Origin of the sequence: Actinomadura sp. WMMB 499, from assembly GCF_008824145.1 — a bacterium.
GTDB lineage: Bacteria > Actinomycetota > Actinomycetes > Streptosporangiales > Streptosporangiaceae > Spirillospora.
Map to the genome: position 1 here is coordinate 4,127,130 of NZ_CP044407.1, position 15,512 is coordinate 4,142,641.

Genomic DNA, 15,512 nt, shown 5'->3' on the forward strand with positions numbered 1-15,512 from the left:
GACTGGGCGGTTTGGTGCCGCCATTCGGGTTCGTCCTGACCAACTTCGACGGGGACCCTGACGTCACTTGTCACGCACCGCGTCGGAAATGATCAGCGGTGCGTCACCAGATGATCACTTACCGTTTCGCATCCCGGTGACTTTCGGACCTCCCGACACCCGGACCAGCAGGGGAAATGGGCGCTGGAACGGTCCCGATGGGACGGACCGTAACCCGGTGAAAAATCACCGCCCGTGAGCGTCGCGACCGTCGAGCCGGATCCGTCGTCTTTCCGGGCACGGCGGCGTCGGGACGGCCGCCTTTCGGCCGGCGCGTAAACCGATCGCCGGACGGAGGGGTCTTCTGAGTATGCGACCGCGTCACTCCGGGTGACCGTCGAGTTTTCGGGTCTTGTGTTTGAACTTCGGACACCCGAAGATGCAGGATCATGACTGGCCGAATGGTGACAAATTACTGACTAGGGGGTCGCGTAGGTTACTTTTTCGCCGCACTCTTGATTCGATTTCGCGTCTGGACGTCACGCGGCGTCCGCCCGACCGGATCACCACGAGGGAGCGAAACGCGCGAGGGACCGGGGTGCCGAATCTGAAGTAGGGCAGCAGGGACATGAGTCAACCGTTGGGCGGAACGTGCGCGAACGCATGGCCGGGGCGGGCCCCCCGCCGCGAGGATGGACCGGAAGCGAGCGATCATCGATGACGGCCGCACGAACGGGGTCGGTCACGCCCGATCTCACGATCGGCGTCGTGGGCCCCCATGACCTGGTCGAACGGGTCATGCTGATGGGGCACGGCCCCACGCCGGTGCCGAGCCGGCTGGTGGCCGCCGCGTACCGAGACGAACAGGAGGCGGCAGACAAGGTCGTGCGGCTGGGGTCGGGGGTGGACGTGTGCCTGTTCGCCAGTCCCGTCCCGTACGACTTCGCGCGCAAGGCGGGCGTGCTGACGATGCCCGCGACGTACGTCCCGCTGAACGGCGCCGCCCTCCAGGGCGCGCTGCTGCGGGCCGCCCTCGACGACCGCTACGACCCGGCGCGGGTGAGCATCGACGTGCTCGGCCGCGCGGAGGTCGAGGAGGCGTACTCGGAGATCAGCCTCGGCACCGAGCAGGTCCACCTGCGCGAGGAGTCGGCCGGTCCCGGGACGCTCGCCGCGTTCCACGAGCGGCTGTGGCGGCGCGGCGCGACGACCGTGGCGATGACGTGCGTGCACGCGACCGCCGAGCGGATGGAGATGGCGGGCGTCCCGACGGTCCGGGTGCGCCCCACCGGCGCCGCGATCCGCAGCTCGCTGCAGACCGCCGCGCTGCTCGGCGCGCACCACCGGCTCGAGGAGTCGCAGCTCGTCGTCGTCCTCGTGGACGTCCCGACGCTGCGCGAGACGCCCCGCCGCGTCACGCCCCGCTACTGGCGCGACGAGCTGAAGCTGGCGCTGCACCGCGTCCTACTGCAGGAGGCGCACCGGATGAACGCGTCGGTGTGGCCGCTGGACGACCACAGCTACCTCGTCACCGCGACGCGCGGTTCGGTGACGTCCTCGACCGAGGGGTTCCGGACGCCGCCGTTCGTCGAGCGGGTCCGCGAGGAGCTCGGCCTCGCCATCGAGGTCGGCATCGGGATGGGCCGCACCGCCCACGAGGCGGAGAACCACGCGCGGGCGGCGCTGGCGCGGTCGCAGAGCTCGCAGCGCACGCAGGGCTTCGCGCTGGACCGGGACGGGCGCGCGCTCGTGCCCGCGCCGCGCACCCCGCCGCGCTCGCAGCCGCAGGCCAAGCCGAAGGGCCTGGAGATCCTGGCCCGGCTCGCCGACAAGCTCGGCGACCAGGACCAGCCGCTGATCGTGGACGCGGAGAACGCGGGCCGGATGCTCGGCGTCACCCCGCGCACCGCCCGCCGCCTGCTGCGCACCCTCGTCGAGGAGGGGCTGGCGTGGCCGCTGCCGCCCAACCGGACGCCGCAGCCCGGCCGTCCCCGGCAGCTGTACCGGCTGATCGTCGAGAAGCTGGGCCCGCCGAAGGCGTCCTGAGCGCCGCCCCCCGGACGCGCGCGGTCGTCCGGGGCGGCGGGACGCCAGGGCAGGCGGAACGCCCGCAGGCGGCGGGACGCCAGGGCGGGCGGGACGCCAGCAGGCGGCGGAACACCCGCAGGTGGCGGGACGTCGGCCGGTGACGGGACGTCGGCCGGTGACGGGACACCCGCAGGCGGCGGGACGCCCGCAGGTGGCGGGACGTCGGCCGGTGGCACGACGCCAGCAGGTTGCGGGACGCCCGCCGGTGGCGGGACACCCGCCGGTGGCGGGGCGCCGACCGGCAGGCGGGGCGTCAGGTGCGGTGCGGGAAGTCGCGGGCGACGGCCAGGAAGGCGTCGTTCTCCTCCGGGGAGCCGATCGAGACGCGCGCGCCCTCGCCGTCGAACGGGCGGACGCTGACGCCCTGCGCGTCGCAGGCGGCGGAGAACTCCATCGTCGCGCCGCCGAGCCGCAGCCACACGAAGTTCGCCTCCGTGTGCGGGACGGTCCAGCCGCCGGCGACGAGCGCGCCGCGGACCCGGTCGCGCTCCTTCACCGTCTCCTCGACGCGCGCGAGCAGCTCGCCGGTGGCGCGCAGCGACGCGATCCCGGCGGCCTGGGCCACCGAGTTGACGCTGAACGGCAGGAACGTCTTGCGGATCGCGGCGGCGACCTCCGGGTGCGCGACGAGGTACCCGATGCGCAGGCCCGCGAGCCCGTACGCCTTCGAGAACGTCCGCAGGACCGCCAGGTTCGGCCGGTCCCCGTACATCGTCAGCCCGTCGGGGACCTCGGCGTCGCGGATGTACTCGCGGTAGGCCTCGTCGAGGACGACCAGGCAGTCGGCGGGCACCCGGTCGAGGAACGCCTCGAGTTCGGCGCGCCGGACGACGGTGCCGGTCGGGTTGTTCGGGTTGCAGACGAAGACCAGCCGGGTCCGGTCGGTGATGGCGTCGGCCATCGCCGCGAGGTCGTGCGTCTCGTCCCGCAGCGGCACCTGGACGGACGTGGCCCCCGAGAGCGCGACGAGCAGCGGGTACGCCTCGAACGAGCGCCACGCGTAGACGATCTCGGCGCCCGGTTCGGCGACGGCCTCCAGCAGCATCTGGGAGACGCCGACGGAGCCGCAGCCCACGGCGACGTGGTCGGCCGGGACGCCGCAGAAACCGGCGATCTCCTCGATGAGGGCGGTCGCGTTGTTGTCGGGGTACCGGTTGACGTTCCGCGCCGCGTCCGCGATGGCGTCCAGGACGGACGGGAGCGGCCCCTCCGGGGACTCGTTCGACGACAGCTTGAACGAGCGCCCGCCGGGCGACGTGACGACCTTGCCGGGCTTGTAAGCCACGAAGCGGTCGAGAACGGAGCGGAAGCGAGGAGTGGTTGCCTCGGACACCGTTGTCCCTCCTCCAGGGTGCGCAGGGGTGATGCGCCCCAGCTTATTCAGCCGCGCGGCCGCAGCATCGGCGGGCGGAGCTGCTCGGCGTCGCCGCGCCGGTAGAGGCGGGCGGGACGGCCGCCGTCGCGGGTGGTGGTCCGCTCGGTGGGGATGAGGAAGCGGTCGGCGCCGGTGACCTTCCGGTGGAAGTTGCGAGGGTCGAGGGCGGTGCCCCAGACGATCTCGTAGACGCGCCGGAGTTCGGCGACGGTGAACTCAGGCGGGCAGAAGGCGGCGGCGAGCGAGGTGTACTCGAGCTTCGCCCGCGCCCGTTCCATCCCGTCGCACAGGATGCGGCGGTGGTCGAACGCGGCCCGGTCGTGGTGGACGAGCTCGTCCACGGCCGCCCACAGCACCTGGGCGCGGCTGGAGGCGGGCAGGTCGGGCGCGAGGCCGAGGTAGGCGACGCTGACGACGCGCTGGCGCGGGTCGCGGTCGGGGTAGCCGTAGGTGGCGAGCTGCTCGAGGTGGATGCGGACGTCCGCGAGCCCGGCGCGCTCGGCCATCAGCCGGGACGCGGCGACGGGCAGGTCCTCGTCGAGCTGGATGAATCCGCCGGGCAGCGACCACGCGCCGTCGTCGGGCGCCCGGTCGCGCCGCCACATCAGCGCGCAGAGCCGCTGGGCCCGCACAGTGAGCACGACGAGGTCGACGGAGACGGCGAGCCGCGGGACGGACATGCCCCCGAACTTATCGGCCCCGGCGCACTTCCAGGGCCGTCCCGCCGATCCCGCCGACCCCGCCGCGCTCACGGTGCGGGCCGCCGGGGTCAGCGGGGCGGTTCGTCGGTCCATCCGGCCGTGGTGGTGATCGCGCCCATGCCCTCCTCCGTCCCGTTGATGTCGGCGTAGCCTTCGCCGTTCACCGTGGCGTTCTCGAGATCGATTACCAGCTTCGTCCCGCCGCCGTCGCCGGCGAACACCAGGCTCTGCCCGCCGGGCACCTTCCCCCTGTTCTCGACGTTGGGCAGCGTGGCGAGCGCCCGGAGGGCGGCGGCGCGGACCTTGGGCGGCGCCGGAAGCTCAGCGAGCAGACTGGACAGCCAATAAACCATATTCGACTCCTGCGTGATCTGGGCCTCCGTCCAGGTCCCGCGGGAGGCCCACTCCAGCAGCGCCTTCTTCAGCTCCTCCGGGGTGGTGGGCAGCTTCTCGATGTCCGCCAGCTCCAGATCGGTACCTCGCAGCGCGATGGGGTGCCGTCCGGGACGCCGGGTGAGCTTCCCGTCGTCGATGCGGACCCACTTGCGGCCGTCGACCGTGGTCCACGTCTCGACGGTCCCGGCCATGGGGGTGCCCGGCCGTCCCGCTTGCTCGATGTGCCAGTAGGTGCCGGACGTCTTCGGCTGCGACTCGGCGACGGTCGCGGCGGCGAGCAGGACCTGCGGGCCGGACATCTGCGCGACCGTCGTGCGGTCCCCGGACGGCGGGGCGGGCGAGCCCCCGTCGGTGACGACGATCGCGACGGCCGCGGCGGCCGTCGCGGCGGCCGTCCCGATCGCGATGAGCGGCCGCCGGGACCGGCGCCGGGCGCGGGCGGGCCGCCGCATCTCGTTCTGGAGCTGGTGCCGGCGCCGCTCGACGGTGTCGGCGGAAGGCTCGGGCTTGGTCAGCGTGGCGGCGAGGAGCCGCAGGTCGTCATCCATGGAAGGCCTCCCGATCGATCGTCTTCTGGACCTTGGCGCGGGCCCGGCTGAGTCGGGAGCGGACCGTCCCGGCGGCGATGCCGAGCGTCTGCGCCACCTCCTCGTGGCTGAGCTGGCCGAGTGCGACGAGCAGGATGACGTCCCGCTCGCCCTGGTTCAGCCCGGTGAGCGCCTTGAGGAGCTCCGGCTGCAGGCGCCGCGCGGCCAGCGAGGTGACGACGCGGGCCTCGTGCCCCTCGACGGACGACGCCGCGTCCGTCCGCCTCAGCGCGCGGTAGTGGCGGGCCTCCTTGCGCCGGTGCCGGGCCATCAGCTTCGTGGCGATGCCGAACAGCCACGGCCGCAGCCCGCCCCGGTCGGGGTCGAAGCGGTCCCGCTGCGCGAACGCCACGCAGAAGGTCTCCGCGGCGATGTCCTCGCCGGTCTGCACGTCCAGCCGTCCGACCGCGTACCGGTACACCTGGGGGAAGTACCGGTCGTAGACGGCGGTGAACGCGTCCGGGTCCCGCCGGAACCGGGCGACGAGCTCGGCGTCCGCGACGCGTTGATCCGTGTCGGCGGCGACGTCGGCGGTCACGTCGCCGTTCCCGGTAGCGGTCTCGTGTGCGGTCTCGTCATGTGCGTCTCCCGTCCGAAGGTCGACCGTCACCGAGCCTTCGCCGCACCCCCCGAACCCGTTCCCGCACCGGATGTACAGGACATATCGGATGTCCGGTCGCCAGCGCGCGGGGGCCGCCGCGCCCGGGCGGGCGAACCGGCGGAACGCCTCGCCCGAGCGAGGGTCAGGAGGCCGGGGACGCCCAGAGGTCGGCGCGGCGCAGGGAGGCCGGGCAGTGCAGGTAGACCTCGTCGATCTCGACGAGGACCGCCAGCTCGGGCGCGACCCCCTTCTCGGTCATCTCCGCGAAGAACGGGGCGTCCCGGAGGATCCGGACGCGGCCGTTGAGGCGCAGCACCTTCTTGTCGCCCGGAACGAGGAAGAGCATCCCGACATGGGGGTTCGCGAGCATGTTGTGCAGCGTGTCGCCGCGCCGGTTGCCCGGCCGCTCGGGCAGGACGATCGTCCGGTCGTCCAGCACGCGGACGAAGCCGGGCTCGCCGCCGCGCGGGGAGACGTCCAGCTCGCCGGCGGCGTCGGAGGTGGCGAGGAGCGCGAACCGGGCGCGGGCGAGGACGTCGAGGTCGTCGGCGGCGAGCCGGTCGTGGACCTTGTCGATCACGAGCGGGTGCGGCTCGCCGAGGATCTCCCGCAGGACGTCCGGCGACCGCACCTCCACGTAGGCGTCGGCGGGAGCGGGGGCCGGGCTTGCAGTGGACACTCGTTTCCTCCTTGAGCCGGGCGCGCCCGCGGCCGCCCGTGCGGTCCCCCTCCCGTCCGGCCCGCTCTGGAACGTGCCATTCCGGGGTGGACAGGGCATTGGTAACTACCGGGTCGGACGGGGATCGAGGAGGGACCGCGATGGACGCCGCCGCGAGCGCATCGTCCGCCGCGAACGCTACCTCTCCGGCCCGTCCCGGCACCGCACCGGCCCCGGCCCGCAAGATCGCGCGCGGCCCCTCGCGGCTCGCCGCCGGGCTCGTCCTCACCGCCGTCGCGGTGACACGCACGGAGGGGGCGCACCGATCGGTGCGCCCCCTCGGCGTTCTCCGCCGGACGGCGCTGCTCACCCCGTGCCCGGCACCGGCGGCCGACCGACCGGAGCGCGATGCCTCGCCTCCGCGTTCCCGGGCGCGGACCAGACCGTCGCGGACAGCCAGACCAGGGACGCCGCGGCCAGGATGTGCGAGGCGCTGCTCCACACCGTGTCGCCGAGGGGTGCCAGCACGGCCAGCAGCGTGAGAGACACCCCGTAGCCCCACACGGGGACCGCGTGGAACACCTTGGCGCGCGCCATGGACACCGTGAACATGACCGTGCCGGTCACGAAGATCAGCGCACCGCCGAGGACCGCGAACCGCGTGGGCCCGGCGAGCAGGTCCTCGACGACGGGCTCGTCCAGGAAGAACACGAACAGGTTCAGCGCGAACGCGACCCCGGTGAACAGGCCGAGGCCGACGACGTTCACCGCGTACGCCGCCGTCCCGGCCCCCTGGTGGAGGAGGAAGGCGGTCAGCGCGGGCACGGCGAACGCCACCCCCGAGCCGATCGCGAAGCTGGTGGCGGCGGTCTCGCCGGTGAACACCTCGACCACCGACGGGACGCCGAGCGAAAGGCCCAGCAGCACTCCGCACACCGCGCCGAAACGCAGCAGGAAGGGGATCATGAAACCTCCTCGTCGCAGGAACACGGCGAACGTACGGAGGCACGTTCCGGCGGCATAAGTGCCGGTCGGGCACGCCTTCCGGCCGACCGGCACATGACCTTCGGCCAGACCTGGGCACGGCGGGCCGCACCGCCCCGTTTCCGTCGTACATTGCCCGCGGAAGGAGGGCGGAATGTCCGCATCACCGAACGCTTCCCGCCCGGTGCCCTGGGTTCCGCCGGCGCTCTACGGCGTGGTCCTGCTGGGCGGGACGTACTACGCGGCCGTGGGGAGCGAAGGCACGCCGCCGCTGCGGTTCGCCGGATTCGTCGCCGGTCTCGCGGTGCTGGCCGCCCTCGAGGCGGCCGAGCACCGGCGCTACCCGGCCCGGACGCCCGGACGCACCGCCGCCGCCCTGCTCGCGGCGCGGCTCGTCCTGTTCACACTGGTCACCGCCTGCGACGGGGCGGGCGTGTCGAAGGCCCTGTACGTGCTGCTGCCGTTCCTGGCCTACTTCGCGTTCGGGCGCCGCGCGGCCGTCCTGGCGGGCGCCGCGTGCACCGGCCTCCTGGTCGCGTGGTTCACGGTGGCGGTCCCCGGCTGGTACGTGACGGCGGAGCACATCTCCGATCTGCTGATGTTCGGGCTCGGCCTGGTGCTGGCGGTTTCCATGGCCGCGGTCGCGGTGGGCGAGCGGGACGGCCGGGTCCGGCTGGAGCACGCGCTGGGCGAACTGTCCGCCTACACCGCCCGGGTCGCGGAGCTGTCGACCGCCGCCGAGCGCAACCGCCTCGCCCGCGAGATCCACGACAGCCTCGGCCACCACCTCACGGCGATCGCGATCCAGCTGGAGAAGGCGGCGGCGTTCCGCGACCTGGACGGGCCGGCGGCCGAGCGGGCCGTCGCCGACGCCCGCTGGTCGGCCGACCGCGCGCTGGAGGAGATCCGGCATTCGGTCAGCGCCCTGCACGCCGAGGCGGGCCCGTTCTCGCTGCCCTCGGCCCTGGCCGATCTGGTGCGGCACGTCGACGGCGGCCGGGCCCGCGTCACCCTCGACGTCTCCGGGGAGCAGGACGGCCACGACGCCGGCGCGCTCACCGCGCTCTACCGGGTGGCGCAGGAGGGACTCACCAACGCGTGCCGGCACGCGGACGCGGCGCACGTCTCGGTTTCGCTGGCGTTCGGGGGCTCGGCGGCCCGGCTCGTCGTCGCCGACGACGGCCGCGGCCCGTCCGGAGCGGACGCGGGCACCGGCCTCGGCCTGCGGGGCATGCGGGAGCGGGTGCGGCTGCTCGGCGGCGACCTCGACGTCCGCGGCGGCCCCGAGGGCGGGACCACCCTCGCCGTCACCCTCCCGCGGACGCCTCGATGAGCGGCGACGGGTCCGTGCGGGTCCTGGTCGTCGACGACCAGGAACTCGTCCGCGAGGGCATCGCGTCCCTGCTCGGCATCCAGCCCGGCGTCACCGTGGTCGGCACCGCCGCCGACGGCGCGGAGGCGGTGGCGGCGGTGGCGGCGGCACCGCCGGACGTGGTCCTGATGGACGTCCGGATGCCCGGCATGGACGGTGTCGAGGCGACGAGCGCCGTCCGCGGGTCGGCACCGTCCTGCCAGGTCCTGATGCTGACGACGTTCGACGACCGCGAGTACGTCGTCGAGGCGCTCCGGGCGGGGGCGGCGGGCTACCTGCTGAAGAACCTGCCGGCGGCGGAGCTGGCCGCGGCGGTCCGGCTGGCGCACGCGGGCGTCGCCCAGTTCGACGCGTCGGTGACGCGTCACCTGGCGGCACCGCCGTCCGGCGGGACGCTCAGCGGCCGCGAGGTCGAGGTGCTGCGGCTGATCGCGGCCGGGGCGACCAACCGCGAGATCGCGGCCCGCCTGTTCCTGAGCGAGGGCACGGTCAAGAACCACATCTCCCGCATCCTGACCCGGCTCGGCCTCCGCGACCGTACCCAGGCGGTTCTCTACGCCCGCGACCACGGGCTCCTTTGACCGTGGCGGGGGCGGGGCGGGATCAGCGGGTGATCTCGGCGGCGCGGAGGCGGCCGTCGCCGCCGTCGAAGTAGACGACCCCGTCCGCGACGGCCGGGGTGGCGTCCGAGTCGTCCGCCAGCCGCAGGCTTCCCGGTGACTCGCCGGTGCGGGCGTCGAGCAGGTGCAGCTCGCCCTCGTCGTTGCCCGCGTAGACCGTGCCGTCCTCGACGATCGGCGGCGCGGTCAGGGTGCCGGTGTCGTGCCGCCAGAGTTCCCCGCCGGTCCGGGCGTCCACGGCGACCACCTCGCCGCCGCTGTTGTGGCCGTTGCCGCCGAGGTAGAGGACCCCGCCGGACACGACCGGGGTCTCCACGTCCTCGAAGCTCTCGATCCCGGTGTCGTGCCGCCACAGGAGGCGCCCGGCCAGGTCCCGGGCGGACAGCACGCCGCCGTGCTCCCCGAGCAGGTAGATCACCCCGTTCGCGACCGTCAGCGACACCGCCCGGTCGGACACGTCGCCCTCGAGCCGCACCTTCCGCGACTCCTTGCCCGTGCGGGCGTCCAGGGCGTGGAGGTGGCGCGCCCGGCCGTCGGCGGTCGTCGCGCTGTAGTAGAGCGTGCCGTCGGCGGGTGCCAGACCGCCGATCAGCCCGGCGACCGGGCGGGTCCACTTCCGCCCGCCGGTTTCCGCGTCGACCGCGTGGACGGTGGTCTCGCGATCGTCGCCGCCGAAGTCACGTCCGGTGAAGTACACGGTCCCGTCCGCCTCGATCGGGCCGTCGAACACCGGATGGCCGGGCGCGTACTCCCACACCCGCTCGCCGGAGCCCGCGTCCAGCGCGTACACGCGGCTGGTGTCGCCGTCGAAGCTCGACGTCTCGATGCTCTCGAAGTACACCCGCCCGTCACTGACCCCGATGGAGATCGGGTTGCCCGTCGTGCGGTCGTACTCCCACAGCCGCTCGCCGGTTCCGGTGTCCACGGCTCGCAGGGCGCCGTCGGCGTTGAAGTAGAGCCTCCCGTCCGCGACGACGGGCCGCGAGCCCGGATCCGTCCCGTGGGACCACAGCTGCCGCAGCACCGGCGGGTCGGGCTTCTCGGACGGCACGGCGGGTTCCGCGCCGGTTCCCCGGCCGGAGACGAGCACCGCGGCGGCGGCGATCACGAGGACGGCGACGGCGCCGCCGCCCGCCAGTACCGCGCTCCGGACCCGTCCGGGCCGCCGCCCACCACCGCCGGACGGCTCGGGCTCCGGCTCGTCCGGCTCGTCCGGGGGCGCCACCACTACGGTCGGGGCGGCGGGTTCGGCGGGCGCGTCCGCGACCGCCGTGTACTCGCGGGTGAGTTCGGCCGTCACCGGCTCGGGCAGCCACGCCGTCTCCGCGAGCGTGCCCGCCTCCGGCGCGCCCAGCTCCGCCACCAGGTCGGGCAGCGCGGGACGGGCGCCCGGCTCCTTCGCCAGGCAGCGGGCCACGACGTCGGCGAGGCCGGACGGGACGCCGGTCAGGTCCGGCGGCTCGTGCACCACCCGGTAGTTCAGCCCGTGCGCGGAACCGGCCCCGAACGGGCCGTCGCCGGTCGCCGCGTACGCGAGGACGGCGCCGAGCGCGAACACGTCGCTCGCGGGCCCGACCGCCGCGCCCCGCAGCTGTTCGGGCGACATGAACCCGGGCGTCCCGAGCGCCGCACCCGTCATCGTCAGCCGGGTGCCCTCGGTGGCCAGCGAGATCCCGAAGTCGATCAGGCGCGGGCCGTCCGGCGCCAGCAGCACGTTCGCCGGCTTCAGGTCCCGGTGCACGACGCCCGCGCCGTGGACGCCCTCGAGCGCCTCGGCGAGCGCCGCGCCCAGCGCCCGCACCGACGGCTCCGGCCACGCGCCGTGCTCGGCCACCGCCGCCCGCAGCGACATGCCCGGCACGTACTCGGTGGCGAGCCACGGCGGGTCGCCGCCGGTGTCCGCGTCCACCACGGCGGCCGTGAAGAACCCGGTCACCCGGCGGGCCGCCGCCACCTCCCGGACGAACCGGCGCCGGAACTCCGCGTCCTCCGCGAGCTCGTCCCGCACGACCTTCACCGCGACCGCCCGGCCGCCCGGCGACCGGCCCAGGTACACCCGTCCCATCCCGCCCTGGCCGAGCCGCCCGACGATCCGGTACCGCCCGACCGACCGGGGGTCGCTCTCCTCCAGCGGCGCGTACGCGCTCAAGCCGTCCTCCTCACGCCCGGCCGGTGGCCGAGACCGCGCGCAGCGTGCCGCCGTCGTCCACGAAGTAGAGGGTGTCGCCGACGATGTCGGTGTTCTCGCCCAGAACGTCGTCCCACAGCCGCTCGCCGGTGCGTGCGTCCAGCGCGTACACGGTCTCGTCCCGGTCCTGGTCCTCGGGGCCGTCGCGGTACAGGACCTGGCCGTCCCGGACCGCCAGCAGCATGATCTCCTCGTCCAGGCCGGGCTCGTGCGTCCACAGCGGCCGCCCGGTGCCGGTGTCGAGCGCGACCACGTAACCGTCGTTCTCGTAGTAGACGGCTTCGCCCGACACGGCCGGGAGACCGGCGCCGTCCGCGATGATCGGGTTCCAGGCCGCCCCGTCGAACCCGTGCCGCCAGTCCTCGCGGCCGGAGTCCGCGTCCACCGCGTGCAGGGTGCCGTCCTTGGTGCCGAAGTAGACCGTCCCGTTCGCGAAGACGGGCGCGGTGCCGATCTCGTTCCCGGCGTCGTACCGCCACAGGCCGCGCCCGTTCTCCGCGTCCACCGCGTGCACGGCGTCGGCGCCGTCGGAGAGGTAGAGGACCCCGGCGGCAGTGGTCAGCCTGTCCCACTTCGCGCCCTCGGTCGACTCCCTCCAGATCTCGTCGCCGGTGCGAGGATCGAGTGCGATGAGCCAAGTGAAGAATGTCTTGTACGTCGTCCCGCCGAAGGTCATGTGCTCGCCGTTGATGCCGTGGTCCTCGTACTTCCAGAGCTGCTCGCCGGTCTGGGCGTCCAGCGCGTAGGTGTATCGGCCGTCGGCGTAGTAGGCGATCTCGTCGGTACCGTCCAGCAGCTCCGGATACTTGCCCGGGTACCGCTTCCGCCACCGTTCCTCGCCGCTGTCGGCGTCCAGCGCGTACAGGTCGCCGGCCTCGCTGGAGAGATAGACGGTGCGCTCCGTGTAGCCCGCCGGCCGGAGGTCCCCGTCCAGGGGGAACGTCCACCGCTCCTTCCACTCCGGCGGCCCGGCCGCGTCGTCCCGCCCGTCGCCGGACGAGCGGACGGCGAGCAGCGCACCGGTGGCGGCGACGAGCGCGAGCGCGGCGGCGACGGCGGCACCCGCCAGGACCCGGCCGCGGGGCAGCCCCCGGGACCGCCCGCCCGGACGAGCGGTGTCGACGGCCGTCGGCTCCGTCTCGGCGGGCGCGAGGATGGGGGCGGCCCGCACGCGGGCGATCTCCGTCGCGACGCGTGCGGGCAGGCCCCCGTCCCCCATGCCGGCGCCGTCCCCGCCCAGTTCCGCCACCAGGTCGGATACCGCGGGACGCGCGCCAGGGTCCTTGGCCAGGCAGCGGGCCACGATGTCCCGCAGGCCGGACGGGACGCCGCCCAGGTCCGGCTCCTCGTGGACGACGCGGTAGTGCAGCGCGTGCGCCGCGCCGCCCCCGAACGGTCCGGCTCCGGTCGCCGCGTACGCGAGCACCGCACCGAGCGCGAAGACGTCCCCGGCGGGAGTCGTCTCGTCGCGCACGAGCCGCTCGGGGGCGATGTATCCGGGGGTGCCGATCAGCACGCCGGTCTCGGTGAGCTGGGTGCCCTCGGCGGCCAGCGAGATCCCGAAGTCGATCAGGCGCGGGCCGTCCGGCGCGAGCAGCACGTTCGACGGCTTCAGGTCCCGGTGCACCACGCCCGCGCCGTGCACGCTCTCCAGGGCCTCGGCGAGCGCCGCGCCCAGCGCCCGCACCGAGTGCTCCGGCCACGCGCCGTGCGCGGCCACCGCCGCCTCGAGCGACATCCCCGGCACGTAGGCGGTGGCGAGCCACGGGGGCTCGCCGTCCGGGTCGGCGTCCACGACCGCCGCCGTGAAGAACCCCGTCACCCGGCGCGCCGCGTCCACCTCCCGGACGAACCGGCGCCGGAAGCCCGGGTCCTCTGCGAGCTCGTCCCGCACGACCTTCACCGCGACCGCCCGGCCGCCGGGCGAGAGCCCGAGGTAGACGCGTCCCATCCCGCCGCGGCCGAGCCGCCCGACGATCCGGTACCGCCCGATCCGCCGGGGATCGTCCACCTCCAGCGGTGCGACCGCCACCAGCGCCTCCCGTCCGTCCGGCACCGGGCCCGGCGCGTGCCGCGCGCCCGTGCTGCACGCAGCTTACTGTGAACACATATGTACTTTTAAGAGGCGCGACGGCGATCGGCGCTGCGGCTAACCGGCGGCGGGCCGGGACGGGAAGGCCAGCCCGTGGGCGCCCCCGTAGGCCGGCGTCGACGGCGGCGTCCAGCCCCCGGTCAGCTCGGCCGGGGGACGGTGCACCTCGATCGCCAGGGGGCGGCACACGTCGACGGGGTCGCGGGCGTCCGGGCCCCACAGCGGGACGGACAGGTCGCCCGCCGGGCAGGTCGACAGGGCGCAGAGCAGGTCCTGCTCGGCGAAGAACTCGAGGTGGTCGCCCGGCCGCGCGGGCGAGGGCTTCATGAAGTACTCGCCGTCGTCGTTGATCCCGGTGACGGTGAAGATGTTCAGCACGTCGTGCACGTCGAACTCGGTGAGCCCGTAGGGGAGCACGGCGCGCGTCAGGTTCGAGTGGCAGTGGAAGTCGAAGTCCTCGCCGCTGAGGATGCGGTTGATGTAGGGGTCGCAGCGCGCCCCGAGCAGGTCGTGGACGCGGCCGCCGTCCGCGTCGGCCCCGTACCAGTCGAGCGAGTCGCCGGTGATCGTCAGCAGCGGCCGCAGGTACGGCAGCGTCGACCAGAGCCGGTCGTGGCGCGTCACGTGCGTCCCCTGGAGCTGGCGGGTGCGCGACGTCCACAGCCGCTCGCGCGGATTGTGCCGGTTCCACACGTTGAAGTCCCCGCACTGGGGACCCTCGGACGTCGTGATCACGCGGCACAGGTGCCCGGCGGGGACCTCCCAGGCGCGGCCCGACCGGGCCGGGATCACGAACCGCTCGACCACCTCACGGTCTCCGGTGGCCGCGGCGAGCCGGTCGTAGAAGTCGCGGTCGACGTCCAGGACGCTCCCCGGACGGGGCCGGTAGAAGGCCGATGTCGAACTCATTCCTCTCCCTCCGCGGCCGCTCGGCGCAGCCCGTCCAGAACCTGCCGCTCGGAGTCCTCCAGGTAGACGAGGAGCACGCCGACGCTCTGGTTGCGGCGGCCCCGGCGCAGCAGTTCGTACAGTTCCCGGTCGCGTTCGGCCCAGCCGCGCTGGAAGCGCTCCTCGTCGCAGGACGCCGCCCACGCGAGCCGCAACTGCGCGAGCAGCGTGCGGAAGAACTCGTCCATCCGGCGGCTTTCCAGCACCGCGACCAGCGCCTGGTGGAAGCGCAGGCTCGCCGTGCCCGCGTCCCGCCACCGCCCGGCGCGCTCGGCCGCCTCCTTCGCGCGGACGGCCGCCTCCATCGCGGCGAACCGCTCCGCCCCGGCGGCCGCGCTCTCCGTGGCCGCCTGGACCTCCAGCACCCGCCGCGCGCGGTAGACGTCCCGCACCTCCGCCGCCGTGAACGTCTTCACCCGGGCGCCCTTGTTCGGCGGCTGGACCACCAGGCCCTCCGCGGCGAGGAGCCGCAGCGCCTCGCGCAGGGTGTTGCGGGAGACGTCCACCTCGGACGCCAGCGGCACCTCGCGCAGCGGCGCCCCGGACGCGAACGCGCCCTCCAGGATCCGGGCGCGCAGCAGGTCCACGACGCGCTCCGTCGTGCTGCCCGCCGCCTCGCCGGGCCCGGTCCCGATCATCGTGACCATGCCCGCACACACTAGGCACCGATTGCTCAACAATCAAGGCGCGCAAGGCGCACTAGATCGTTGCCAATGCTGATGGACCGTCCATCTCCGCAGGTTCTATCGATACAGAACAGCTCATTTTTGTTCAACAATCAGGCCGCGGATCATGCATGCGTCATGCCGCCTCCACTCCGCCGCGACCCGCCCCGGCCTGTACTCTGTTGAGAACACCAGCGTTCTTTTACAACCGGGGCGACGGCGCGCGATCTCGCGCGTGGCCGGGCACCCCGCCCGGCC

Annotated in this window: 13 protein-coding genes; 3 read left to right on the top strand and 10 right to left on the bottom strand. The window is 74.1% G+C overall.

Going from position 1 to position 15,512, the window contains the following annotated elements:
- Window positions 1-696 precede the first annotated feature (696 nt).
- Window positions 697-2,025, top strand: a complete 1,329-nt coding sequence (locus F7P10_RS18100; RefSeq protein WP_254716680.1) for a GTP cyclohydrolase IIa — start codon at window positions 697-699, stop codon at window positions 2,023-2,025.
- Between the two features lie 295 nt (window positions 2,026-2,320).
- Here F7P10_RS18100 and hisC read toward each other — a convergent pair whose 3' ends face one another.
- From hisC to F7P10_RS18130, 6 genes are all read right to left on the bottom strand, one after another.
- Window positions 2,321-3,400, bottom strand: coding sequence for a histidinol-phosphate transaminase (hisC, locus tag F7P10_RS18105; protein ID WP_151010412.1), 1,080 nt, complete (start codon window positions 3,398-3,400; stop codon window positions 2,321-2,323).
- 47 nt (window positions 3,401-3,447) lie between these two features.
- Complete coding sequence (locus F7P10_RS18110; protein ID WP_151010413.1) at window positions 3,448-4,122, bottom strand: NUDIX domain-containing protein; 675 nt, start codon at window positions 4,120-4,122, stop codon at window positions 3,448-3,450.
- A gap of 89 nt (window positions 4,123-4,211) precedes the next feature.
- Entirely contained in the window at window positions 4,212-5,087 is an 876-nt protein-coding gene (locus F7P10_RS18115; RefSeq protein WP_151010414.1) for a CU044_5270 family protein, read from the bottom strand.
- A complete protein-coding gene (locus tag F7P10_RS18120) occupies window positions 5,080-5,664 on the bottom strand; it encodes an RNA polymerase sigma factor (protein ID WP_151010415.1) in 585 nt (194 codons plus the stop codon). Before F7P10_RS18120 ends, F7P10_RS18115 begins: the two co-directional genes overlap by 8 nt.
- A 205-nt stretch (window positions 5,665-5,869) precedes the next feature.
- Window positions 5,870-6,406 (bottom strand): MSMEG_1061 family FMN-dependent PPOX-type flavoprotein, encoded by a 537-nt coding sequence (locus F7P10_RS18125; protein WP_218040560.1) that lies wholly within the window; start codon window positions 6,404-6,406, stop codon window positions 5,870-5,872.
- Between the two features lie 345 nt (window positions 6,407-6,751).
- Window positions 6,752-7,351 carry a hypothetical protein gene (locus F7P10_RS18130; RefSeq protein WP_151010417.1) on the bottom strand — a complete coding sequence of 200 codons (600 nt, stop codon included), beginning with the start codon at window positions 7,349-7,351 and terminating at the stop codon, window positions 6,752-6,754.
- A 172-nt stretch (window positions 7,352-7,523) separates the two neighbouring features.
- Between F7P10_RS18130 and F7P10_RS18135 the strand changes: the two genes are divergently transcribed.
- Window positions 7,524-8,702, top strand: coding sequence for a sensor histidine kinase (locus F7P10_RS18135; RefSeq protein WP_151010418.1), 1,179 nt, complete (start codon window positions 7,524-7,526; stop codon window positions 8,700-8,702).
- On the top strand, window positions 8,699-9,322 hold the full coding sequence (locus F7P10_RS18140; protein WP_151010419.1) for a response regulator transcription factor: 624 nt from the start codon (window positions 8,699-8,701) through the stop codon (window positions 9,320-9,322). Before F7P10_RS18135 ends, F7P10_RS18140 begins: the two co-directional genes overlap by 4 nt.
- Before the next feature lie 22 nt (window positions 9,323-9,344).
- On the opposite strand, the gene F7P10_RS18145 is transcribed toward F7P10_RS18140, so the two are convergent.
- The 4 genes from F7P10_RS18145 to F7P10_RS18160 all read right to left on the bottom strand — a co-directional run bounded on the left by F7P10_RS18145 (window position 9,345) and on the right by F7P10_RS18160 (window position 15,236).
- On the bottom strand, window positions 9,345-11,510 hold the full coding sequence (locus F7P10_RS18145) for a PQQ-binding-like beta-propeller repeat protein (RefSeq protein ID WP_151010420.1): 2,166 nt from the start codon (window positions 11,508-11,510) through the stop codon (window positions 9,345-9,347).
- Window positions 11,511-11,520: 10 nt separating this feature from the next.
- Window positions 11,521-13,581 carry a PQQ-binding-like beta-propeller repeat protein gene (locus tag F7P10_RS18150; RefSeq protein WP_151010421.1) on the bottom strand — a complete coding sequence of 687 codons (2,061 nt, stop codon included), beginning with the start codon at window positions 13,579-13,581 and terminating at the stop codon, window positions 11,521-11,523.
- Window positions 13,582-13,698: 117 nt separating this feature from the next.
- Complete coding sequence (locus F7P10_RS18155) at window positions 13,699-14,550, bottom strand: DUF1989 domain-containing protein (protein WP_151010422.1); 852 nt, start codon at window positions 14,548-14,550, stop codon at window positions 13,699-13,701.
- Window positions 14,547-15,236: a GntR family transcriptional regulator gene (locus F7P10_RS18160; RefSeq protein ID WP_254716681.1), complete on the bottom strand. Its 690-nt coding sequence runs from the start codon at window positions 15,234-15,236 to the stop codon at window positions 14,547-14,549. Before F7P10_RS18160 ends, F7P10_RS18155 begins: the two co-directional genes overlap by 4 nt.
- Window positions 15,237-15,512: the final 276 nt, after the last annotated feature.